Origin of the sequence: Kaistia sp. MMO-174 (genome assembly GCF_037147815.1) — a bacterium.
GTDB lineage: Bacteria > Pseudomonadota > Alphaproteobacteria > Rhizobiales > Kaistiaceae > Kaistia > Kaistia nematophila.
This window is the reverse complement of the sequence record NZ_JBBCUO010000002.1, coordinates 667,111-689,605: the sequence shown is the minus strand read 5'-3', so window position 1 is coordinate 689,605 and position 22,495 is coordinate 667,111. Positions and strand designations below refer to the sequence as shown.

The window sequence follows — 22,495 nt, the reverse complement described above, 5'->3', positions numbered from 1 at the left end:
GCTGAACGATAAAGTTCGGAAATGACAATTTCAAGGCAATACAATATTATGCCGAAAATTGAAGCAACGTCGCCAAATGTTTCGGCGGCGAAGGTGTCGGGGAAGGCAACTGTTCCCCAGGCTGTGGCTATAGAAGCACGGCGCTCCTTCATGGCGGGATTGGGTTATGCTGCAATCCTGAGTGCATTCATCAATGTTCTGCAACTTACTGTCCCGCTCTACATGCTTCAGGTGCACGACCGCGTCCTGAACAGTCGTAGCATGGACACGCTGGCGATGCTGTCGGTTCTGGCGGGCGGCGCGCTGCTTCTCTACGGAATTCTCGATTTCATCCGCTCGCAGGTCTTCCTCGTGATGGGCGGAAGGCTGGTGCGCCGCCTGAACGAGCCGGTGCTGACGGCGTCTATCCGAGCCTCGGCGCGGGAAGGGGCCGGCAAGGCCGCGCAGGCGCTTCGGGATCTCTCCGACATCCGCAACTTCCTGACCAGTCATGCGGTCAGCGCGCCGCTCGAGGCGGCGTGGAGCCCGATCTTCCTCACCGTGCTGTTCATGCTGCATCCCGGTTTCGGCATCGCCGGAATCGTTTCCGTGCTCATCCTGATCATATCCAGCGTGGCGATGGACATCTTCACGCGCGGTCTGCTGAGCGAGGCAAACAAGGCGAATGTGGAGGCGATCACCAACATCGCCGGCCAGATCCGTCACGCCGAGGCGATCGAGAGCATGGGCATGTTGTCGGCCCTGGCTTCGAAGTGGCGTATGGCCCAACTGAGCGCCCTCCAGCTTCTCGAGACGGGCAACCGGCGCGGCAAGATCATTTCGACCGTGACGCGCACCTTGCGATACGGAATGCAACTCTTTGTGCTGGCGCTTGGTTGCATCCTGGCGATCCGGCAGGAGATCACGAGCGGCGCGATGATCGCCGCGACGATCGTCATGGGCCGCCTGCTGCTGCCCTTCGACAGCGTCGTCGAGAACAGCCGCCAATGGATCATGGCGAGCGGCGCCTGGAAGCGGGTGCGCGAACTGCTTGAAAGCGAGGGTTCAGAACGCCAGACCATGCCTACCACGGTCGCCGAGGGCGACCTCGTTGTCGATCGCCTCATCTACGCGGCGCAGGGACAGGATGTCCCCATCATCAAGGGCATCTCCTTCAGCCTGTCGCCCGGCGAGGTGCTGGGCGTGATCGGGCCTTCCGCTGCGGGCAAGTCGACGCTCGCGCGCCTGCTCGTCGGCATCATCAAGCCGACCGCCGGCGGCGTCTATCTCGACGGCAACAGCGTCTATCTCTGGGAGCGGTCCTCGTTCGGCCAGCTGGTCGGCTACCTGCCGCAATCGGTTTCGCTGCTGGACGGTACGATCCGCGAGAACATCGCCCGCATGGACGAGGGCGATCCGCGTGCCGTGATCGAGGCCGCCCGCATCGCCGATGTGCATGAGATGATCGGGCGCCTGCCTCTCGGCTACGACACGCCGGTCGGTGACGCACGCCTGACGCTTTCGGGCGGCCAGCGCCAGCGCGTGGCCCTGGCGCGCTGCCTTTATGGCCACCCGCGTCTCATCGTGCTGGACGAGCCGAACGCCAATCTCGACGCCACCGGCGAGGCGGCGCTGATCCGCGCCATCCGCACGGCCAAGGCGGACGGCGCGATCGTCATCATGATCGCACATCGTCCCGCCATCATGGAGGTGGCCGACAAGCTGCTCGTTCTCGAGAACGGCCGGGTTTCCCAGTATGGCCCGCGCACGGATATCGTCGCGCCGATGACTGGCGAGCGCCCGGCGCCGCCCAAGTCTAGCCCGGCTATCGCGCAAGGCGGAGATCGTCGATGACATTGCCCAAGCAGACCAGAACCGAGCTCGAACGGGCGCGGCGCGAAGCCGTTCCGGCGATCGTCTATCCCTCGACGATCCGCCAGGCGCGCACCGAGATGCTGGAAAAGGAGCCGAACTTCCGGATGCCGGTCATCGCCGGCGTCGCGGCGGTGCTGATCGGCTTTGGCGGCTTCGCCGGCTGGGCCTATTCCGCCAATCTCGACAGCGCCTCCGTCTCCTCCGGTTCCGTCATCGTCGACACCAAGCGCAAGACGGTCAGTCACTACGAGGGCGGCATACTGAAGAAGCTGCTGGTGCGGGAAGGGGACGTGGTCAAGGTCGGCCAGCCCCTGATCCTGCTCGACGACACGCGCGCCCGCTCCGAGCTGCAGCAGCTGACCGCGCGCCGCTTCGCCCTCATCGCGAAGCTGGCGCGGCTGCGCAGTGAGCAGGCAGATGCCGACCAAGTCGATTTCCCGCGTGAACTGCTCGATTCGACGGACCCGGCCGCCCGCGATGCGGTCGAGGCGGAGCGGAAATTCTTCATGACCCGCAGCGCCGCCAAGGCCGGCCGCCTCGATGTCCAGCGCAAGGCGATCGAGCAGCATGACGCCGAGACGGCCGCGTTGACGGCTCAGATCGTGGCGACCAAGCGTCAGAGTGAGCTGCTGCAGGAGCAGCGCGACACGATCGCGGGGCTCGTGGCCAAGGGGCTGTCGAAGCGTTCGCAACTCCTGGAGATCGATTCGCGCGCCAGTCAGCTCGTCGGCAACAGCGGCGAGCTCGTTGCGAACAAGGCAAAGGCCGAGCAGGCCAAGGCCGGCGCCAAGCTGGAGCTGCTGGCGCTGGCCTCGGACTGGCTGCAGCAGGTGTCGGGGGATATCGCCACGACGCGTGGCGAGCTGGCCGATGTCGACGAGAAGATCGTCGCCTCGCGCGACGTGCTCCGCCGCCTGGAGGTGCGCTCGCCGGAGGCCGGCGTAATCGTCAACGCGCAGGTGCGCACGATCGGCGCCGCCATCAGTGCCGGAGCGCCGCTGATGGACATCGTGCCCGAGAACGAGCCGCTCATCATCGAGACGCGTGTGAGCCCGACCGATATCGACACGATCCGCGTTGGTGCGCCGGTCCGCATCCGCCTTACAGCCTATAACCAGCGCAACCACGCCCCGCTGGAGGGGAAGCTGACCTATATCGCCGCCGATCATGAGGTCGATGAGCGGACGAACTCCGCCTATTTCGTCGCGCGCGCCGAGGTCCTGCCGGAATCGCTCGCCTCGGCCCCCGATGTGCGGCTCTATCCCGGCATGCCGGCGGACATGATGATCATCAACAAGCCGCGCCGCGCCATCGACTACCTGCTGTCGCCGATCACCGACAGCCTGAACAGCGCCTTCCACGAGGAGTGAGACTGTGCCGCAATGCTGCGGCGCAGCAATTTGGCGTTGAATATAGTTCAAATTTAGAATCAAATTATTTCTATAGACATACAAGTAAACGTGCAAATAAACGGCTATAAGACCTTAATTGCGCTAGTTTAATTGCGATCTAAAGAGTAGAATCCTTGTCTTTGGCGTTGAATGTCTCTACCGTTCGCTTATAGTGCAGTGCGTCATATCTTTCGGGACTCGAAGCGGTCGCGGCAGATATGACGGCCGCGGAGATACTTCGATCTGGGCGGCGAGATGCGACTGACATAGGAGACCTCAATGGCCACACTAGAAGGCGGGGCGTATGACGACGTCCTATTCGGCTCGCGCTTCAGCGACATCATCTTCGCTCATGCCGGTGACGACTTCGTATTCGGCGGCGACGGCGATGATACGATCTTCGGTGAAGCGGGTGATGACACGCTCTACGGCGATGCCGGCAACGATCTGCTGTTCGGCGGCAATGGCAACGACACGCTCTTCGGCGGCGAAGGCCATGACCAGCTGTTCGGCGGCAACGGCAACGATCAGCTCTACGGCGGCGAGGGCAATGACATCCTCGACGGCGGCAACGGCAACGACATCCTCGATGGCGGCGCCGGCAACGACATCCTGCTTGGCGGCAACGGCAACGACGTCCTTTCGGGCGGCGATGGCGCCGACATCCTGGATGGCGGCAATGGCAACGACATCCTGATCGGCGGCGCCGGCAACGACATCCTGACCGGCGGTAATGGCCAGGACGTGTTCGTATTCACCGGTGGTGGCGGCAACGACGTCGTTCTCGACTTCCAGGCCGGTGAAGATATTCTTCAGATCCAGAAGAACATCAACGGCACCGACATCACGTCCGCAGATGATCTGGCCGCTCGCGCGACCCAGGTCGGCACGAGCACTGTCATTGATCTTGGCCACGGCGACTCGATCACGCTGGCCAACGTTGATGTCCACGACGTCCAGAACCATCCGAGCAGCTATTTCGTCATCGGCTGACACTAGTCGGCCGATCGCCTGCGGCGTCCGGTTCCCTCCCACCGGACGCCGTAGGAGTGTTCCCCTGCGTTTTGCGATATCGAGGTGCCCGGCATGCTGGAAATCGTCCCGCTGTCGCCTTCCGGTGGTCATGCCGACGCGATCCGCAGCATCAAGCTGGCCTCGGACGTGTCGCTGATAGTTTGGGACATTCCTGGACCCTGTTCGGTTCCGCCACGCTGCGTCCGGCAGGATGGCGAGATCATCGCGCCGCTCGCCAGCCTTCGGCTGGGCCGCGTCGATGGTGGCACCCGCATCCTCTGGGCGCTGCGCGCCCGCGCGCCCCTGAGGCTGATCGTTTCCGCCGGCACGCTGGGTCCGTCCGACACGATCGACGTCGATCCCGCGGATCCGTTCATCGGATCGGACATCGCCGCCCTTATCGACGATCTCGATGGTCGCGCCCGCGTTTCCCTGCTGACAGCCTTGCTAACGTCCTGGTGCGGCGCTTTCCGCCTGTCGCGCTCGCCGGCCTTTGCCGAGGCCGTGCAGTTCGTGACGCAGGAACTGCAGCCGGGCAACGCTCCGGCGGCGCTCGCCTGCATGCCGACGCGCGACACCGCCCTGGTCGAGTTCAGCACGAGCGCCGATCTAGGCGCGATCTCGTCGGCTCATCTCGTGACCGAGCATGGCGTCCGCCGCCTGGCCTGCGAGGTCTATGCCCGCAAGCCCGACCGCAGCGGCCGGCTCGGCCTGACGCTGCTCGTCGAGGGCAACGAGACCACGCTCGCATCCGGCACGCTGGTTCTCGTCGGCGAAAACGGCACCGCGATCCGTGCCCTCGCCAAGGCGGGGACGCGACCGACCAATTTCCTTCGCTGGTGGGGGACGCGGCGCAATGACGGCGCTCTCACCGAATTTCTCGTCCGTTCGCTGTCGCTGAAATCGGAAGAGGCACGGCTTGCAGTCATCGACATGCAGGCGCGTGCCGCGCTGCCGCCCAAGGCGGTGGAACTGGCGCCATTTCAGCCGGGCGCCGAAGTCGATCTCGCCCTTTCGCTGGATGGTGGCCTGCTCGTCGGCGGCTGGTTTCGCGATCCCCAGGCGCTGATCGCCGGCATCGACCATGTGACCGCCGAGGCAACGCGTCCGCTCGACGCGGTCTGGCATAAATTTCCCGGCCGGGTCGGCACGGCGGAAGGTGCCGGCCGCGACGACGCGACGGGCTTCATCGCCTATCTGCCGCATGACAAGCCGGCCGGTCCGATCCTGCAGCCGCGTTTCCGCATGCGGTTGCGCTCCGGCACCGAAACCAAGCTCATTCCGAAGCCGCAGCCGATCGACGCCGCCACGATGCGGGCAGGGGCGCTCCGCTCGGTTCCGCTGCAGCATGCGACCGGTGACCTGCTGGCGACGACGCTGGGCCCGGCGTTGGCCGAAATCCAGCGCCGCGTCGTGAAGTCCGCGGCGATCGCCAAGGTCGAGCACTTTGGTCCGGTGCTCGCCGAGCCCGTCTTCTCGATCGTGATCCCGCTCTATCGCGTGCTCGATTACCTGCGCTTCCAGATTGCGGCATTCGCCACAGACCCTGGCCTGCGCGACCAGGCCGAGATCATCTTCGTGCTCGATTCGCCCGAGCAGGCCGACGATGTCAGTCACCTGCTCGGCGGGCTCTACCGGCTCTACAAGATGCCGATGACGCTGGCGGTCATGAATGCCAATGCCGGCTATGCCCGCGCCAACAATGCCGGAGTGGAACTCACACGCGGGCTGGTGGTGAATCTCCTGAACTCCGACGTGATACCTACCGACGGCAACTGGCTCGCCCGTCTTGCGGACAGGCTCGGCGGCTCTGCCCGCATCGGCGCGGTCGGTCCGAAGCTCCTGTTCGAGGACGGCTCACTGCAGCATGCAGGCCTCTATTTCCAGCGCGACGCGCGCGGGACCTGGCTCAACCATCATTTCTTCAAGGGAATGCCTGGCGCCCATGCGCCGGCCAACCGATCCCGCCTGGTTCCGGCCGTGACGGGGGCTTGCCTCGTCATGATGCGGGAGACCTTCGTCGAGGCTGGTGGCTTCACCGAGGACTATGTGATCGGCGACTACGAGGACAGCGACATCTGCCTGAAGATCCGGGCCTCCGGCCAGAACATCGCCTATGAGCCGGGCGTCGCGCTCTACCATCTGGAGCGCCGTTCGATGCGTCGCAATGGCGACTACATGCGCGGCATCGCCTCGCGCTACAATTCCTGGCTCCACACCCAGCGCTGGGACGCTGTCATTGGTGCGCTGATGGGCGAGGCGGGTGCTTCGCCGGAAGGCGCGGAAGCGGCGTTCGCCGGACGCAGGAGCGCCGCATGACCGCCGCCGTGACCGTGTTGAAATCCGTCGGCGACGCTCCCCTGCGGCCGGATTTCGACGAGACCCGGCTTGCCTGGCTGATGCAGGGCGTCCAGGCAAACCGCTTTCTGCCGGAACCGACCATCGACAGCATTTTCGTCGGCGATGGCGACTACCGGGCGATCGGGTCCGAATTCCTGGGCCATCTCGTGCGGCTCGGCGGTCTCCTGCCGGACGATCGCGTGCTCGATATCGGCAGCGGCATCGGCCGCATCGCCGTGCCGCTGACGCAATACCTGACGCCGGCGGGCGCCTATTGGGGCGTGGATCCGGTCGCCGACGGCGTCGCGTGGTGCAAGCAGCACATCACGCCCGTCTACGACAATTTCCGCTTCGATCACATCGATGTCGCCCATCACATCTACAACCCCAAGGGCGCCATCAAGGGCGAGGCCCTGCGCCTCTCCTTCGAGCCGGAGAGCTTCGAGTTCATCTTCATGGTCTCGGTGGCGACCCATCTGCCGCCTCGCGAGATCGCCGCCTATATCCGCGAGGCGCGCCGCCTGCTGGTGCCGGGCGGCCGTCTTTTCATCACCGCCTTCATCCTCGACGAGGTGGCGCAGCGCGCGTTGCCGCAGCGCGATCCGCGCCTTGCTTTCAAGCGTGAGGGCGAGGGGCCGGCCTGGCTGGTGGACCGGACCGCGCCACTTTCCGCGGTCGGCTTCGATGATGGCTTCTTCGAGCGGGTTATCCAGGGCCTGGGCCTTTCGCTCTGCCTGAAGAGCCTTGGGCATTGGCGCGGCCAGAAGGCGGCCCACTACCAGGACATCCTCGTGGTCGAGAAGAAGGGGTGAGCATGGCCGAACGCATTCTGGTCGTCGCGCACAACCATCCCGACCTGCATCCGGGCGGCACGGAGATCTTCGCGCACGACCTGTTCCGCGCCTATCAGCGCGCGGGGCACGAGGCTCTCTTTCTCGGCGCCACAAACCGGATCCATCGTGACGAGAAGCCGGGCACCAGCTTCCAGGGCATCGGCAGCGGTGCCGACGAGATGCTGCTCTGGGCGGGACATTTCGACCGCTTCTTCATGAGCCAGGTCGATCTCTACGGCGTGATTCCCGACCTTGAGGAACTTCTGCGCGAGTTCCGGCCCGACGTTGTGCATATCCATCATTTGCTGCTGATCGGCGCGGAGTTCCCGGCACTCGTGCGCCGGGTCCTGCCGGAAGCACAAATCGTCATGACGTTGCACGATTATTACCTGATCTGCGCCCATGATGGGTTGATGATGCGTACCACCGGGCGCGAGCGCTGCCATGGCGCGTCGCCCGACCGCTGCCATGGCTGTTTTCCCGAGGTCGCCGCCGATCAGTTCCTGCTGCGCGAGCGCTACCTGAAGACGCTGCTGACGACGGTCGACCGCTTTGTCTCGCCGAGCGCCTTCCTGCGGGATCGCTTCATCGCCTGGGGCCTGGACGCAGACAAGATCGACGTCATTTCAAACGGCCAGCCGGACGGTGGCAGGGTGCCGTCGCTGCGCGAGGACGGTGCTCCTCGCAACATCTTCGGCTATTTCGGCAATCTCAACCCGTGGAAGGGCGGCACTGTGCTGCTCGACGCGGCAGAGAGGCTGATCGGGTCGGGCACGGATTTCGAGCTCCGTATCCATGGCGGTACGCCGTTCCAGGCCGATGCGTTCAAGACCGAGCTCGACGAGCGCTTCGCGCGGACGTCGTCGCATGTGGTGCGGCGCGGTCCCTATCGCCGGCAGGACGTACCGAGCCTGATGGCGGCCGTGGACTGGGTCGTTGTGCCGTCGATCTGGTGGGAAAACGCCCCGCTCGTCATCCAGGAGGCGCAGCAGCAGGGGCGGCCGGTCATCGTCAGCGGCATCGGCGGCATGGCCGAGATGATAAAGCATGGCGTCAACGGCCTGACCGTTGCGCCCGATGATCCGATCGACCTCGCGCGGACCCTGCGCCAGGCGGCCGCTGATCCCGATCTCTGGCGGCGGCTCTCCGCCAACGCCGTGTCGCCGCCAACCGTCGATGACGTCGCGCGCGACTATCTCACCCTCTTCGGCGCGCTCTCGCACGCCAACATCCCGGCTTGAAGGAGCTCACCATGCCATCCGCCGCGGAAGCCATTCCCCTGCAGCAGAAACCGAAGGCCACCGAGGTTCCGGTCGGCCTGACAGGCCGGGTCGATGCGATCGACAATGGCCGCCTTTATGGCTGGGCGTTCGATCGCAGCCAGCCGAGCGCGCGGATGCAGATCGTTGTCTCGCTCGGCTCCGAGAAGCTCGTGGAGGCGACTGCCGACAAGCTGCGCTCCGACCTGCGCCGCAACGGCGTCGGCGACGGCCAGCATGCCTTCGACATTCCGTTGCCCGAAGGCGTCATCAACCGCCAGCGCGACCTCTCGATCGTGGCGATCTCGCCCACGGGCGAGGAGCGCATCCTCTACGCGCCGACGCTGGATGAGCAGGCGGCGGAGGCGTTGATCGCGGCGCCGCTGACGCGCGTGCTGGAAAAGCTCGAAGTGCTGATGGCGGCTCAGCGCCAGCTTCAGCTCAACCAGCGCGGCATCCAGCGCAATGCCGAGGGCGCCGCGACAGGCGAGGCCCCGCCCGCCCAGCTCGAGCACATCGAGACCACGCAGACCGAGATCGTCAGCCGCCTCTCCGAGTTGGAGGTGTTTCTGATGCGCTTCGACGGCATCGTCGCCGGCCTGGAGGGGCGTATCGACGCGCTGGCGCGGCGGGGCCGTGGCGAAGCCAAGCCGCTGCTGCTGCTGCTCGCGGGATTGATCGGGGCGGCGGTGGGCGCAGGCGTGGCGCTGATCGCCTTTCTCAACTGACACGACCAGGACCGGAAGCGAATGATCTATCGCGGCGATGAAGAACCTGGCTCGGTGGAGGCAACTCCCAAGGAGCCGGGCGCCACGACCAAGGGGACGCCGGGCGGATCGCACCGCCGGGAGGCGACCGCCCAGCCGAAGGTCGAGACCGCGATCGCATGCCCGATCAACGAGACGCTCGTCCTCATCCTTGGCTCCGGCCCGTCGTTGAGCGGCGCGCAGCCGATCATGCTCAACGCCGATCCGACTCTGCCGGGCAAGGCGCCGGTCGTGAGCTGGCCTCTCGTCGACAGCAAGGGGCGGGCCTCGCATGGTTTCGTGGCGCTCGTCTTCACCGGTCCGCTGAAGGGGCAGCGGCTGAACGCCGTGACGTTTCGCGGGCAGGGGCGCGCCCTTTCCTACCGCGTGCTGCCGGACCTGATGCGGCCGGCCGCGCTCGCTGCCACCATCGGCGATCTTGCCGGACCCGGCACGCCGGCGGTGGTCGATGCCATCGTCGGCATGCTGAGTCAGGGGCCGATAAGCCGGCGCAAACTTGCGGCGATGACCGCGCTCGTCGAGGCCGGCGCCAAGGCGGACGGCTTCATCGAGATCATCGGCGCTTTCGAGGATGGCGACGTCTATCTGCAGGGATGGTCGCAGGAGATGATGCCGGGCGTCAGCCGCGTGCTGATCGGCGGAGCCACGCCGCAGATCGCCGAGTGCACCGCCGCCGCCTTTGACCGCCAGGATCTGAACAATAGCGGCAAGGGCTTCGCGGCCGTGCTGGTCGCGCCTGAGCCGATCGATCCCTTCGGCATGCAGCGCGTCTATGTGCGCAGCCGCGACGGCTGGCGCTATGCCGATGTCTATGAACAGCGGCTTCTGGCTTCGCCCCGCGATACGCCCGGCTACGCCCGCGCCATCCTGCCAAAACTGCGCGGTCCGGCCGAGGTCATCGGCCGTTTGCGGGATGCGGCCTATCGTTACGAAGGCCTCGACACGGTTTCCTCTCTCGCCCTTCCTGTGAGGATGGCGATCGATCACGCGCTGCGCATCGAACAGGGCGGCCTGCTGATCAGCGGCTGGCTGCTCGATCCCGACCATCGCGTCGGTGCGATCAGGCTGCGCCGCCGGCAGGCTTCCGTCGACCTGAAGCCGGTCTGGAGCCGGACGGATCGGCCGGATGTCACGCGCGCTTTCGATGGCAAGGCGCCCTTCCTGTCGCAGCTCGACCCCGATCGGCACGGTCATGGCTTCGTGGCGTTCGTGCCGGATTTCGATCCCGACGGCAGCGCTCCCGTTTACATCGAGTTCGTCATTCCGCACGCGCCGCCGGCCTACCTGCCGGTCGTACCGAAGCGGGTTTCCTATCGCGAAGCTGTCACCCGCCAGCTGAAGTCGATCAGCGCCCGCGCCATCTCCGTCTCGGAGATCGTCGAGCGGCAGCTCATTCCGTTGGTGGCGTCGGCGGCGACTAAACCGGCCGGAGTCGAGGGCATCGAGCATGTCGGCGTGCCGAGCCCGGGCGGCGCGGATACGACGCTGGTGATCGGGCTCGACGGACAAACGGCGGATGCCACGACGCTGATCGCCCTGATGGCGCTCGACCCACAGATCCGGACGGCGCCAATCGTGCTCGCCGGTCCCGAGCAGACGATCGCCGAACTGCGCGGCGAAATCCGCCGGCTCGCTGACTTCTACGGCCTGTCGATCGACCTGGTTGGGGTCAGCGCCTTCTCGGATGTATTCGATGCCCTGATCGTCGGCGCCGATGTCGCCAGGACCGATCGCGTGGTGCTGTTCTCGGCCGCCCTGGTGCCGGCCGAGCGCGGCTGGCTCGGACGTCTGCGCGCCGCGCATCTGGAGCAGGACGCCCTCTCGATCATCTCGCCCGCCCTGATCTACGAGGACGACTCCATCCGCTGGGCCGGCTATCGGCTGTCAAGCGAGGAGGGCGGCCTCGCCGAGAACTATGTCGGCTACCCCGCCGCGACGCTCGACGCGATCACCCCCGCCGCGACGCCGGCCGCCAATCTCGAATGCTGCATCCTGTCGAAGGCGGCGATGGCGAGCCTCGGCCAGGAGGGCTACGGCTATCTCGGCAATCGCGAGAAGGGCCTCGATCTCGCACTGCGCCTCGCCAAGGCCGGGCTGAAGGCCTGGTGGCTGCCCGGCGTGCGCGTGCTGGGCGCCGAGGCGCCGGCCGACAGCGTCAATCCCTGGGAGATGCATGCCCGTAGCGTCGACAGGGCTGTCTTCAATGCCCGCTGGGCGGAAACTCTCACCGCCATGGCGCATGCGGAGGCCGCATGACCGAGAATCTTCGTGTCCTTGTCATCAGCCACGGTCATCCGAGCCTGTCGCTCGGTGGCGGCGAGATCGCCTCGCATAACCTGCACAAGGGCCTGAACGCGCTGGCGGGGGTCAAATCCGTCTATCTTGCGCGGGTCGGTTCACCCACGCCGCGCCATTCCGGCACGGCGCTGATGAGCCTGCGCCAAAGCGCGTCGGACATCCTGTTCCACAGCGACGATTTCGATCATTTCTATCTGTCGAACCGCAACACCGATGATATCCGTCGCGACCTCGTGCGTTTCGTTCGCGACATAAATCCGCACGTTGTGCATTTCCACCACATCCTCGGGCTCGGCCTCGAAGCGCTCTATGCGGTGCGCGAGGCGCTTCCCGATGCGGCGATTATCGTCACCTTCCATGAGTTCCTGTCGATCTGCCACCATCACGGCCAGATGGTGAAGACCAGGAGCAACCAGCTCTGCCGGCGCGCGTCGCCGACCGATTGCCACAGCTGCTTTCCGGACATCGCGCCGGCCGGCTTCCTGAAGCGAGAGCGCTTCGTGCGCTCGATGCTTGAGCTTGCAGATGTCTATGTCTCGCCGAGCCGCTTTCTCGCCGAGCGCTACGCCGCCTGGGGCCTGTCGCCGGACAAGCTCTTCGTCATCGAGAATGGCCTGGCCATGACCGAGCCGGCGCCGCCGCGGGTCCTGCCCGGCGCGGAGCAGCGCCGCAGCCGTTTCGCGTTCTTCGGCCAGATGACGCCATTCAAGGGCGTCGACGTGCTGATCGACGCGGTCGCGCGCGTGCCGGAACGGGTTTGGGGCGAGGATTCCCGCCTGATGATTTTCGGCGCCAACCTCGAATTCCAGCCGCCCGAGTTCCAGGCGCGCATGCGGAAGCTGATCGAGGACGCCGGCAGCCGGGTTCGCTTCTACGGCTCCTACCAGAACAGCGAGCTCCCCGAGTTGATGCAGACGGTCGACTGGGTCGTCGTGCCGTCGATCTGGTGGGAGAACTCGCCGGTCGTCATCCAGGAGGCGCTGTTCCACGGCCGCCCGCTGCTCTGCAGCAACATCGGCGGCATGGCCGAGAAGGTGCGGAACGGGCAGGACGGACTGCACTTCCGCGTCGGCTCGCCCGAGGACCTCGCCGATCGGTTCGTCGACGTGCTGTCAAACGGTCAGGTGTGGGAGAGCCTGCGCGGCACGATGCGTCGCCCGCTCGGCCATGTCGATTGCGCCGAGCAGCATCTCGCTCTCTATCGCGCCGTTCTCGATCGCCATGCCCATGCGCATGACGCCGAGGCCGGCCAACTCGAACGCGCGTGAGCGATCGCGCGCAAACCGCCCGAGACAGGCGCGGAATATCCCTGGGGGGATAAGGAGGAGGCCGATATGGCACGATTGCTGGTAATGATCCCATCCGGTGAGATCTATGATCACGACTCGGTACGCTGGTACCAGTACCAGAACATACAGCGCTCCATCGATCGCTATCACAACATCGGAGACGCGTTCGTCTTCGATTCCTCGCTGAAGGTGCTGAGCTTCGACAAGATCGGCGTTCTCGAGATCGACAATCCGGACTGGTCCAGTCTTGATCGGCTGCGCGACGAATACGATTACGTCCTGCTGCGCGGCTCGAACTACATTCACGGCGAGATGGAATGGCACGATGCCGCCGCCGTGCTGAAGAAGCTGGGCCTGCCGGTCCTTGCTTTCGGCATCGGCGCACAGGCTCCGGTCAAGGGGCGGATGGAACTTTCCGAGGCGACCAAGGAGGTGCTGCGGGTCATTGCCGACCTGAGCACGTCGATCGGCGTGCGCGGTGCATTCTCTGCGGAAGTTCTCGGCGACCTCGGCATCGACAATGTCCGGATCGTCGGTTGCCCGACGGCCTTCCGACGGCTCGATCCGAACCTTAGCATCAAGCTGGGGCCGCTCGCCGACATCCAGAAGATCGGCATCACGCTCCGACGCGAGGTTTCGCCGGCCTATGCGCAGGATATCGAGCGCTATCTGACGTTCCATCGCGACCTGGTGAAGTCGCTCGCCGGCCGTTTCGATTCCGTGCTGATGGCGCAGGGCGAGGTGGAGGAGAAGAAGCTCGTCTTCGGGACGGACGCGCAGAAGGAGGAGGCGATCGCCTCGCTTCGCGCGGACGGCTGGGCGTCGCGATGGTATTTCGACGAGGCGATGGAGCGGCTCTATCGCGAGCGGCTGTTCTATTCGGATGTCGTCGCCGACTATGAAGCGCTCGTCCGCCAGCAGGACCTGGTGCTCGGCTACCGGCTGCACGGCAATTTGATGGCGCTCGCGAACGGCGTGCCGTCGATCTACTTCACCTATGACAGCCGTACCGCCGAGTTCGCCGAGACCTACCGGATCCCGAGTTACGACGTCTTCGGCAACAGCGCTTTCGTGCTCGAGGACTATTGGGAGCAATGGCGCTTCGATGCGTTCAACGCGGCCTGGGGCAACGTCTATGACGAAACACGCAAATTCCTGATCGAGAACAGGATCGACAACAAGCTGGTCGACCGGTCCGCGAAGAAGACGGACGCCGGCATGCTCAGGGTTGCCTGACGAGGACAGGCGAGGGGAGGATCTAGTCATGGTCGATGTTCACGGAACACCCGGCAACGATACGATCTACGGCACCGCCGGGGCCGACAGTCTATTCGGTGAGGACGGCGACGACATCATCCACGGCAATGGCGGGCTCGACCACATCGAGGGTGGCGCCGGCGACGATCGCATCGTCGTGTCGAGCGTCTCCTCCGCGCTCGGAGGCGGCGGCTTCGACACGCTCGTCGTCGACGCGACGGAATTTCGCGCCGATGCGGCCGACGGCCCCGGCTTCATCGTCTGGCATCAGCCGAATGGAGATCTGTCGCTCGTCGACGATGGCGACTATGTCGCGCTCGATGGCGAACTGGCTACCGGCTTCGAGCGGTTGGAGTTCATGGGCTCGATCCATGACGACATCGCCTTCGGAACGGCTGGCGACGACATCCTGATCGGCGGGGCGGGCAATGACGATCTCGGCGGCTTTGGTGGCGCGGACTTCATGGATGGTGGCGACGGCAACGACCATCTCTGGCAGGACGTCCTCTACAATCTGGCCGGGCCGGCCAACCCGGGCACCGTGATGCTCGGGGGCGCGGGGGACGACACCTTTTCGGCGCGGATCGATTTCGCCTGGATCGATGGTGGCGATGGTTACGACGCCGTTTCGATCGACGCCGTCGATTCCGACGGCGACGTGACCATCGATGTTCGGCCCTGGGGCGAGATCGGCAGCAAGATCGTCAATGTCGAGAAGTTCTACGTCTCGGGCGCCTCGGGCAACGACCTTCTGCTTGGCGGCAGCGGCGATGATGAGCTGCGCGGCTATGGCGGCAATGACGTTCTGCATGGCGGCAAGGGCGCCGACTGGCTGATGGGCGGCGACGGCAACGACGTGCTGGATGGCGGCGCGGGAGCCGATCGGCTGGATGGCGGCGAGGGGCGCGACCGCGTCGACTATGGCGGCTCGACCGCCGGCGTCGACGTCAGTCTCGAGCGGGCGAGCCAGGTCGGCGGCTTCGCCCATGGCGACGTGCTGGTCTCTATCGAAGACATCTGGGGCAGCAACTACAACGACGTGCTTGCCGGCGATTCCGGCTCGAATGTCATTCATGGTGGTGCCGGCGACGACCTCATCAATGGGCGCGGCGGCTATGACCGCATCAATGCCGGGGCCGGCAACGACACGATCTACATGAACGACATGAATCCGGACTGGATCGATGGCGGCGACGGCGTCGACACGCTGCAGATCAAGACGCCGAGCTCCGGATCGTATTGGATCGACATGCAGGCCGGCACGACCTCGACCGGGGGCACGTTCCAGAACATCGAGAAGCTGACGCTGTTTGGGCCGGATTACGGGCCCAACGGCACCCTGCACGTCGTTGATTTCGACATCGTCGGCGGCAGCGGCGACGACTATGTGCAGATGCTGTCGACGGCGGGCGTCGTCACCTTCCATGGCGGCACCGGCAACGACACGGTGCACGGCGGCCGCGCCAGCGACCAGCTGTTCGGCGACGATGGCGACGACCGGCTGCGCGGCGCGCGCGGCGATGACACGCTCACGGGCGGCGCCGGCGCGGATACCTTCATCTTCGACGGCCAGTATGACGAAGGGTTCGACCGCATCACCGACTTCAGCGTCGCCGAGGGCGACCACCTCTATTTCCAGCCGGTCTCGGGGCGCGCCTTCGCCAACTATTCCGGCTTCCTCGCCCATGCCTACGACACGGCTGAGGGCGTGCATGTCGATTTCGGCTTCGGCAGCGGCTTCCTGATCGAGAACGTCACCCTCGCCGAGATCGGGCCGGACCAGATGAGCTTCTATTCATGATCACCCTCAAGCCCAACAGCAGGAACACCGAATGACCGTTCTCGTCACCGGTGGCGCCGGATATATCGGCAGTCACATGGTCTTGGCGCTCGCCGACGCGGGGCGCGATACTCTTGTCCTCGATGATCTCTCGACCGGCTTCGTCGGCCAGGTGCCGGACGGCGTGCCGCTGGTGCGGGGCGATTGCGGCGACGAGGCGCTGCTGAAGCGCCTCATCCGCGAATTCGACGTCACCGCGATCGTGCATTTCGCCGGCTCGATCGTCGTGCCGGATTCTGTCACCAATCCGCTCGGCTACTACTTCAACAACACCGTCAAGTCGCGGGCCCTGATCGCGGCCGCCGTCGAAGGTGGGGTTCGCAACTTCATCTTCTCGTCGACTGCCGCGGTCTATGGCGAGCCGGCCGTGAGCCCGATCAGCGAGACGTCGGCGATGCAGCCGATCTCGCCCTATGGCGCCTCGAAGCTGATGACGGAATGGATGCTGCGCGACACGGTGGCGGCGCATGACATCCGCTCGATCGTGCTGCGCTATTTCAATGTCGCCGGCGCCGATCCGCAGGGCCGCTCGGGCCAGTCCTTCCCACGCGCCACGCATCTGATCAAGCTCGCCTGCCAGGCGGCGCTGGGCCAGCGCAGCCACCTCGACGTCTTCGGCCAGGACTACCCGACGCCGGACGGCACCTGCGTGCGCGACTACATCCATGTCAGCGATCTCGCCGCCGCCCACATGCTGGCGCTCGATCACCTGGAGGCGGGCGGTGAGAGCCTGACGCTGAACTGCGGCTATAGCCGCGGCTTCTCGGTGCTGGAGGTGATCGAGGCGGTCAAGCGTGTCTCGGGCGTCGAGTTCGACGTTCGCCTGGCGCCCCGCCGCGCGGGCGACCCGCCGTCGCTGGTGGCGGCGACGGACTTGATCCGCTCGCGTCTCGGCTTCAAGCCGGCGCGCGACCAGCTCGACCAGATCGTCGCCGACGCCCTGCGCTGGGAACTGGCCTTGCAGCAGAACGCCCAGACGGTTGCGCCGCGCAAGCTGGCGCTCGCTATCTGAAGTCGAGCCGCAGCGCGCAGTGGTCGGAGACTTCCGGTTCGGCGACGACGTCGAACCGGACTACCTCGACGTTCGGCGTCACCAGCATGTAGTCGGCGAAACGGCCGTCCTTCTCGTAGTGGGACGTGCGCGTGCTCGTGAAGCCCCGGCTCGTGACCAGGTCGACGAGCCCGAGCCGGCTCAGCACCTCGAAGGTGTTGCTGTCGGGGAGCAGGTTGAGGTCGCCGCAGACGATCAGCCTTTCGCCGCGGTGCCAGAGGCGTTCGATCAGCCGCAGCAACGCTTCGGCCTGTGCCGCCCGCGCCGGCGTGTCGCCCTTGCCGTTCCTGTCGCGCAGCCCGTGCAACTGGAAGACCGTCACCGGAAAGTCGTCGTCATAGCTGTAGAGCCGCACGCCATGCGCGTTGCGGCCCCTTGGATGCGGTCCCCAGCCATGGGGCGAGAAGGCGCCGTGGATGAAGTCCATTGCCTGGCCGATGATCGGCAGCGAGGCGCGGACGAAGGTCGCCAGCCCGAATTCCGACGGCACGGTGCCGGCGCCGTCGAACAGTTCGCCGCGCGCGGTCGGCGAGAACATGCCGTCATGATGCGGCAGGATCGCTTGGATTTCCTCGAACAGATGGGTTCGCTGCGGCAGGATGTGTTCGCCGTCGCGATATTCGAGCCAGTCGGAATGCGCGGCCGGCGTGCGGACTATCTCCTGCAGGCAGAATATGTCGGCCTCGACGTTCGCGAGATAGCGCATGAGCGGCGCATGCAACTTGCCGCCCCAGGCATTCAGCGAAACGACGCGCAGCGTCATAGTGGGAAACCTTCCTGATGCATGAATGTCGAGGCATAGCATCGGCGCCGGTCCGGGTCACGGCCGGGCAGGGCGACCGCTGCGCCAATTGGCCAAACGGTGCCGAGATCGCCTATAGAGAGGGACAAGCACGCCCGATTTTCGGCAAGACTCATAAACATGACGCAATATCAAAGACATAAGCTTTCCGTCGCGCCGATGCTGGATTGGACGGATCGGCATTGCCGCTATTTCCACCGGCTGCTGTCGAAGGAAGCGCTGCTCTATTCGGAGATGGTCGTCGCCGAGGCGATCCTGCATGGCGACCGGCAGAGGCTGCTCGAGTTCGATCCGGCCGAACAGCCGGTCGCGCTGCAGATCGGTGGCTCAGATCCGGCAAAGGTCGCGGACGCGGCGCGGATCGGCGCCGAATACGGCTATGCCGAGATCAACCTGAATGTCGGCTGCCCGTCGGACCGGGTCCAGTCCGGAACGTTCGGCGCCTGCCTCATGCGCGAGCCGCAGCGGGTCGCCGATTGCGTCGCCGCGATGAAGGCGGCCGTCTCAATCCCGGTTACCGTCAAGTGCCGCATCGGCGTGGACGATCAGGATCCGGAGATCGCGCTCGACACGCTCGCGGATCTCGTGGTCGCGGCCGGGGTCGATGCGCTCTGGGTGCACGCGCGCAAGGCCTGGCTGCAGGGCCTGTCGCCGAAGGAAAACCGCGATATCCCCCCGCTTGATTATGACCGGGTCTATCGGTTGAAGGCGCGGTTGCCGGATCTCTTCATCGGCATCAATGGCGGCATCAAGACGCTCGACGAGGCCGAGCGGCATCTCGTCCATGTCGACGGCGTCATGATCGGCCGCGCCGCCTATCAGGAACCCGAGATGCTCGCAGCCGCCGATCGCCGGATCTACGGCATCGATCGGGTCGATCCTGAGCCGCGCGCGATCCTGGAGGCGATGCTGCCCTATATCGAGGCGCAGATCGCGGCCGGGACGCCGGTCAGCCACATGGCCCGGCACATGCTTGGGCTCTATCACGGCCGGCCGGGTGCGCGGCGTTTCCGCCAGATCCTGACGGTCGAAGGTGCCGGGCGCCATGTCGGCATCGACGTGTTCCATCGCGCCATGGATGCGGTCGACGACATTGCTGCCTCGGTCGCGGCCAATGCGGCCGCCTGAGGCGAAAGTGCTGTGTCACCAAGTGTCTTTATCGCGGCGGCACGGCTCGGTATGGATGGCATACCCATCCGCTCCGGCGGATTCTCGCCTGCAATGAAAGCACTCCCGATATGACGATCCGCGGTTTCACGATCGACGGCTTTCTGATTGCGTTGGTCCTCGTGGTCCTCGCAGCGATCGCCGTTCCCGGGCCCGGCGAGTCCGGTGGCGTTCTGCACATGGATGCCATCGCGACCTACGGCGTGGCGGTGATCTTCTTCCTCTACGGCCTGACCCTTGCGCCCGAGCGCATGCACGCCGGCATCCGCCACTGGCGGGTCCACATCGCCGTCCAGCTCTGTACCTTCGTGCTGTTCCCGATCGTCGTCCTGGTGCTCGGTACGCCGCTCAAGGGCTTTGTTCCCGAGGAAGTGTGGATCGGCTTCTTCTATCTCGCGGCGCTGCCGTCGACCGTGTCGTCCTCCGTTGCCATGACGTCGCTGGCGCGCGGCAACGTCCCGGTCGCGATCTTCAACGCGACGCTGTCAAGCCTGATCGGCGTGTTCGCGACGCCGCTCCTGATGGCATGGTTCCTGTCGTCGACCGGCGTCGGCATGCCGCTTCTGCCGGTTATTGGCAAGATCGTGCTGCTGGTGCTGCTGCCGATTATCATTGGACAGATCGCCCGTCATTGGCTCTATGCTTGGGCGACGCGCAACATCAAGGCGATCCGTCTCGCCGACCGCGCCATCATCCTGGCGATCGTCTACAACTCCTTCTCCGACTCGATCGTTGAAGGGGTCTGGGCCGGCCATGACGTCAGCCTGATCGTTGCGATCATCGTCGGCGTGATTGCGCTGTTCTTCATCATCTACGGCCTGATGATGATCCCGTGCCGCATGATGGGCCTGAACCGCGCCGACACCATTGCCTGTCTCTACTGCGCCTCTAAGAAGTCACTGGCAACCGGCGTGCCTCTGGCCAAGCTGATGTTCTCCGGCTCGCCGGCGCTCGGCCTGATCATCGCGCCGATCATGCTCTATCACTTCTTCCAGCTGCTGATCGTCAGCGTGCTGGCCAATCGGGAAGGCCGCCGCGCCGCTGCCGAGGCGCACGCCACGGCTTGATGGCGCTCCTTTGGGGTTAGGAATACGAAACGGCCGCCATTGGCGGCCGTTTTCTTGGGGGCATCCTGAGGGGCAGGGCCTGCGCGTCAGGCGTCCGCCCTGGCGTGCCTTTCCGGCCTGTCGGCCAGCCGCTGCATCACAGCCCGGCGCTCATCCTCCGTCATCCGCGACCACTGGCTGATCTCGTCAAGCGAGCGGCCGCAGCCCTCGCAGAGCTCGGATTGCGGATCGAGAACGCAGACGCTGATGCAGGGCGAGATCATGTCGCCGCGACGATCGCTATCAGATAGGCGACGAGCGCGATCTGCTGCGCGGCGCCGAGCGTGTCGCCCGTCTGGCCGGCGATCTGCGAGGCGCAGAGGAACTGGAAGGCATAGGTCACGAGCCCGGCGACGACGAGAGCGACGACGACCGGAAAGATGCCGGTGCCGATGGCGCCGCAGACCAGAGCGGCTACCACGGCGATGGCGATTGCGGTCAGGCTGGTGTCGCGCGACGGCCTTCCGGTGGCGCTGGCGAGACCCTCGAAGCGTGCCGGTGGCAGCGCCGCCCAGAGGTGGACGATGGCTGCGCGGCTAACGATTTCGGCTCCAACGAGCGCGGTGGCGACGGGCCAGGCGCCGTAGGGAAGCAGATTGGCGAGCAGGGTGGCACGCAGCAGCAGCGACAGGACGAGGGCGACGGCGCCGAAGGTGCCGATCCGGCTGTCGCGCATGATCTCGAGCTTGCGGGTCGCCGTCGTGCCACCGCCGAAGCCGTCTGCCGTATCCGCGAGACCGTCCTCATGCAGCGCGCCGGTGAGCGCGATGGTCGCCGCCAGCGAGACCGCAGCCGATGCCAGGAGCGGCAGGCCGAGCGCGTGGGCGAGCAGCAGGGCAATGGCGCCGACCAGTCCGACGATGAGCCCGACACCGGGGAAGGCGCGGGCCGCGACCGTGAAATCGGGTCGACGGTCCGACGCTACCCCGAGCCAGGTCGCCGGCAGGCGCGTCAGGAAGGCTGTCGCCGCCGCGAGTTCGGAGAGGGACGCGCGAAACAGGGTCGGATACGGGTCGTCCGTCATGGGAATTGCCCTCGGGTCGGCGGATAGCCGCACCGACTCAGCCTCATCGGTGCTTGCGGTACGCTGGTGGAGGGTTATAGATCGCCGCGCGGCCGGCCGCCAAGAGTCTCACCCGGTGTGCGTCTCGCCAGGCGTGCCGCTTCCTCCCACCCCGCACCAAAAGCCGAGATACGCATGGCCCGCTCTGCCTCCGGACTTCCCTTCGACGACATCCGCGCTCTCTTCGACGAGATGCCGGGACGCGATGAAGCGGCGGTGCTCGCCATTCGAGCCCGTGACGCGCAGCTGACCAAGCCGGCGGGTTCGCTCGGCCGGCTCGAGGAACTGGCGGAATGGCTCGGCGGCTGGCAGGGCAGGGCGCGCCCCGCCGTCACGCGGCCGCTCGTGGCGATCTTCGCCGGCAATCATGGTGTCGCCGCGCGTGGCGTCTCCGCCTATCCCGCCAGCGTCACCCAGCAGATGGTCGAGAATTTCGCTGCCGGTGGCGCCGCGATCAACCAGATCTGCATCGTCTACGATCTCGGGCTGAAGGTGTTCGACCTCGCCCTCGACATCCCGACCCGCGACATCACGGTGGAGCCGGCGCTCGACGAGGCCGGATGCGCCGCCACCATGGCTTTCGGCATGGAGGCGACCGCCGGCGGCATCGACCTCCTGGCGATCGGCGAGATGGGCATCGGCAACACGACGGTCGCCGGCGCCGTTGCCGCCGGCCTGTTCGGCGGCACGGGCCGCGACTGGGTCGGACCGGGAACCGGCGTCGACTCCGAGGGACTGGCGCGCAAGGCCGCCGCGATCGACGCGGCTCTGGAACTGCATGCGTCCCATCTCGGCGATCCGCTCGAAGTGCTGCGCCGTCTCGGCGGCCGCGAGCTCGCCGCCATGGCCGGCGCCATCCTCGCCGCCCGCATGAGCCGCATCCCGGTGATCGTCGATGGCTATGTCGCGACGGCTGCTGCCGCGGTGCTCTACAAGATGGATCCGGCGTCGCTGGACCATTGCCAGTTCGGCCATGTCTCGGCGGAGCCGCCGCATGCGAAGCTTCTGGCGGCGATGGGCAAGACCCCGCTGCTCGATCTCGGCATGCGGCTCGGCGAGGGCACCGGCGCCGCGATGGCGGCTGGCCTGGTCAAGGCGGCGGCGGAGATCCACACCGGCATGGCGACCTTCGCCCAGGCCGGCGTATCCGAGAAGGGCTGAGGC

At 65.9% G+C, this 22,495-nt stretch carries 18 protein-coding genes; 15 read left to right on the top strand and 3 right to left on the bottom strand.

All coding sequences use genetic code 11. The features are described 5' to 3' along the window. Nucleotides 1–150 precede the first annotated feature (150 nt). The 12 genes from WFK98_RS09190 to galE all read left to right on the top strand — a co-directional run bounded on the left by WFK98_RS09190 (nucleotide 151) and on the right by galE (nucleotide 17,154). Nucleotides 151–1,833: a type I secretion system permease/ATPase gene (locus WFK98_RS09190; protein WP_266337707.1), complete on the top strand. Its 1,683-nt coding sequence runs from the start codon at nucleotides 151–153 to the stop codon at nucleotides 1,831–1,833. Further along, nucleotides 1,830–3,224, top strand: a complete 1,395-nt coding sequence (locus WFK98_RS09185) for an HlyD family type I secretion periplasmic adaptor subunit (protein WP_336800009.1) — start codon at nucleotides 1,830–1,832, stop codon at nucleotides 3,222–3,224. The genes WFK98_RS09190 and WFK98_RS09185 overlap by 4 nt, the downstream gene beginning before the upstream one ends. Nucleotides 3,225–3,524: 300 nt before the next feature. After that, a complete protein-coding gene (locus tag WFK98_RS09180) occupies nucleotides 3,525–4,238 on the top strand; it encodes a calcium-binding protein (protein WP_266337705.1) in 714 nt (237 codons plus the stop codon). A 93-nt stretch (nucleotides 4,239–4,331) separates the two neighbouring features. After that, nucleotides 4,332–6,578: a glycosyltransferase family 2 protein gene (locus tag WFK98_RS09175; RefSeq protein ID WP_336800008.1), complete on the top strand. Its 2,247-nt coding sequence runs from the start codon at nucleotides 4,332–4,334 to the stop codon at nucleotides 6,576–6,578. Beyond that, nucleotides 6,575–7,411, top strand: coding sequence for a class I SAM-dependent methyltransferase (locus tag WFK98_RS09170; RefSeq protein ID WP_266337703.1), 837 nt, complete (start codon nucleotides 6,575–6,577; stop codon nucleotides 7,409–7,411). Before WFK98_RS09175 ends, WFK98_RS09170 begins: the two co-directional genes overlap by 4 nt. Nucleotides 7,412–7,413: 2 nt before the next feature. Beyond that, nucleotides 7,414–8,673, top strand: coding sequence for a glycosyltransferase family 4 protein (locus WFK98_RS09165; RefSeq protein WP_266337702.1), 1,260 nt, complete (start codon nucleotides 7,414–7,416; stop codon nucleotides 8,671–8,673). A gap of 11 nt (nucleotides 8,674–8,684) precedes the next feature. Beyond that, nucleotides 8,685–9,419, top strand: coding sequence for a hypothetical protein (locus WFK98_RS09160; RefSeq protein WP_336800007.1), 735 nt, complete (start codon nucleotides 8,685–8,687; stop codon nucleotides 9,417–9,419). A 21-nt stretch (nucleotides 9,420–9,440) separates the two neighbouring features. After that, nucleotides 9,441–11,714 (top strand): hypothetical protein, encoded by a 2,274-nt coding sequence (locus tag WFK98_RS09155; protein WP_336800006.1) that lies wholly within the window; start codon nucleotides 9,441–9,443, stop codon nucleotides 11,712–11,714. Beyond that, complete coding sequence (locus WFK98_RS09150; RefSeq protein ID WP_266337699.1) at nucleotides 11,711–13,024, top strand: glycosyltransferase family 4 protein; 1,314 nt, start codon at nucleotides 11,711–11,713, stop codon at nucleotides 13,022–13,024. The genes WFK98_RS09155 and WFK98_RS09150 overlap by 4 nt, the downstream gene beginning before the upstream one ends. 66 nt (nucleotides 13,025–13,090) lie before the next feature. After that, nucleotides 13,091–14,281 (top strand): polysaccharide pyruvyl transferase family protein, encoded by a 1,191-nt coding sequence (locus WFK98_RS09145; RefSeq protein ID WP_336800005.1) that lies wholly within the window; start codon nucleotides 13,091–13,093, stop codon nucleotides 14,279–14,281. Between the two features lie 28 nt (nucleotides 14,282–14,309). After that, entirely contained in the window at nucleotides 14,310–16,103 is a 1,794-nt protein-coding gene (locus WFK98_RS09140) for a calcium-binding protein (protein ID WP_336800004.1), read from the top strand. A 31-nt stretch (nucleotides 16,104–16,134) separates the two neighbouring features. After that, complete coding sequence (gene galE, locus WFK98_RS09135) at nucleotides 16,135–17,154, top strand: UDP-glucose 4-epimerase GalE (protein WP_336800003.1); 1,020 nt, start codon at nucleotides 16,135–16,137, stop codon at nucleotides 17,152–17,154. Here galE and WFK98_RS09130 read toward each other — a convergent pair. Continuing rightward, nucleotides 17,147–17,956, bottom strand: a complete 810-nt coding sequence (locus tag WFK98_RS09130) for an endonuclease/exonuclease/phosphatase family protein (RefSeq protein WP_336800002.1) — start codon at nucleotides 17,954–17,956, stop codon at nucleotides 17,147–17,149. The genes galE and WFK98_RS09130 overlap by 8 nt on opposite strands. A 159-nt stretch (nucleotides 17,957–18,115) precedes the next feature. Between WFK98_RS09130 and dusA the strand changes: the two genes are divergently transcribed. Both dusA and WFK98_RS09120 read left to right on the top strand, forming a co-directional pair. Continuing rightward, a complete protein-coding gene (gene dusA, locus WFK98_RS09125) occupies nucleotides 18,116–19,123 on the top strand; it encodes a tRNA dihydrouridine(20/20a) synthase DusA (protein WP_336800001.1) in 1,008 nt (335 codons plus the stop codon). A gap of 110 nt (nucleotides 19,124–19,233) precedes the next feature. Then, the gene (locus tag WFK98_RS09120) at nucleotides 19,234–20,229 is read left to right on the top strand and encodes a bile acid:sodium symporter family protein (RefSeq protein ID WP_266337693.1); all 996 of its coding nucleotides are present in this window, start codon (nucleotides 19,234–19,236) and stop codon (nucleotides 20,227–20,229) included. A gap of 86 nt (nucleotides 20,230–20,315) precedes the next feature. Here WFK98_RS09120 and WFK98_RS09115 read toward each other — a convergent pair whose 3' ends face one another. Continuing rightward, entirely contained in the window at nucleotides 20,316–20,492 is a 177-nt protein-coding gene (locus tag WFK98_RS09115; protein WP_336800000.1) for a DUF1289 domain-containing protein, read from the bottom strand. Continuing rightward, nucleotides 20,489–21,292 (bottom strand): adenosylcobinamide-GDP ribazoletransferase, encoded by an 804-nt coding sequence (cobS, locus tag WFK98_RS09110; RefSeq protein ID WP_336799999.1) that lies wholly within the window; start codon nucleotides 21,290–21,292, stop codon nucleotides 20,489–20,491. The genes WFK98_RS09115 and cobS overlap by 4 nt, the downstream gene beginning before the upstream one ends. A gap of 174 nt (nucleotides 21,293–21,466) precedes the next feature. On the opposite strand from cobS, the gene cobT reads away from it, so the two are divergent. Further along, the gene (cobT, locus tag WFK98_RS09105) at nucleotides 21,467–22,492 is read left to right on the top strand and encodes a nicotinate-nucleotide--dimethylbenzimidazole phosphoribosyltransferase (protein ID WP_336799998.1); all 1,026 of its coding nucleotides are present in this window, start codon (nucleotides 21,467–21,469) and stop codon (nucleotides 22,490–22,492) included. The last annotated feature ends 3 nt before the right edge of the window (nucleotides 22,493–22,495 follow it).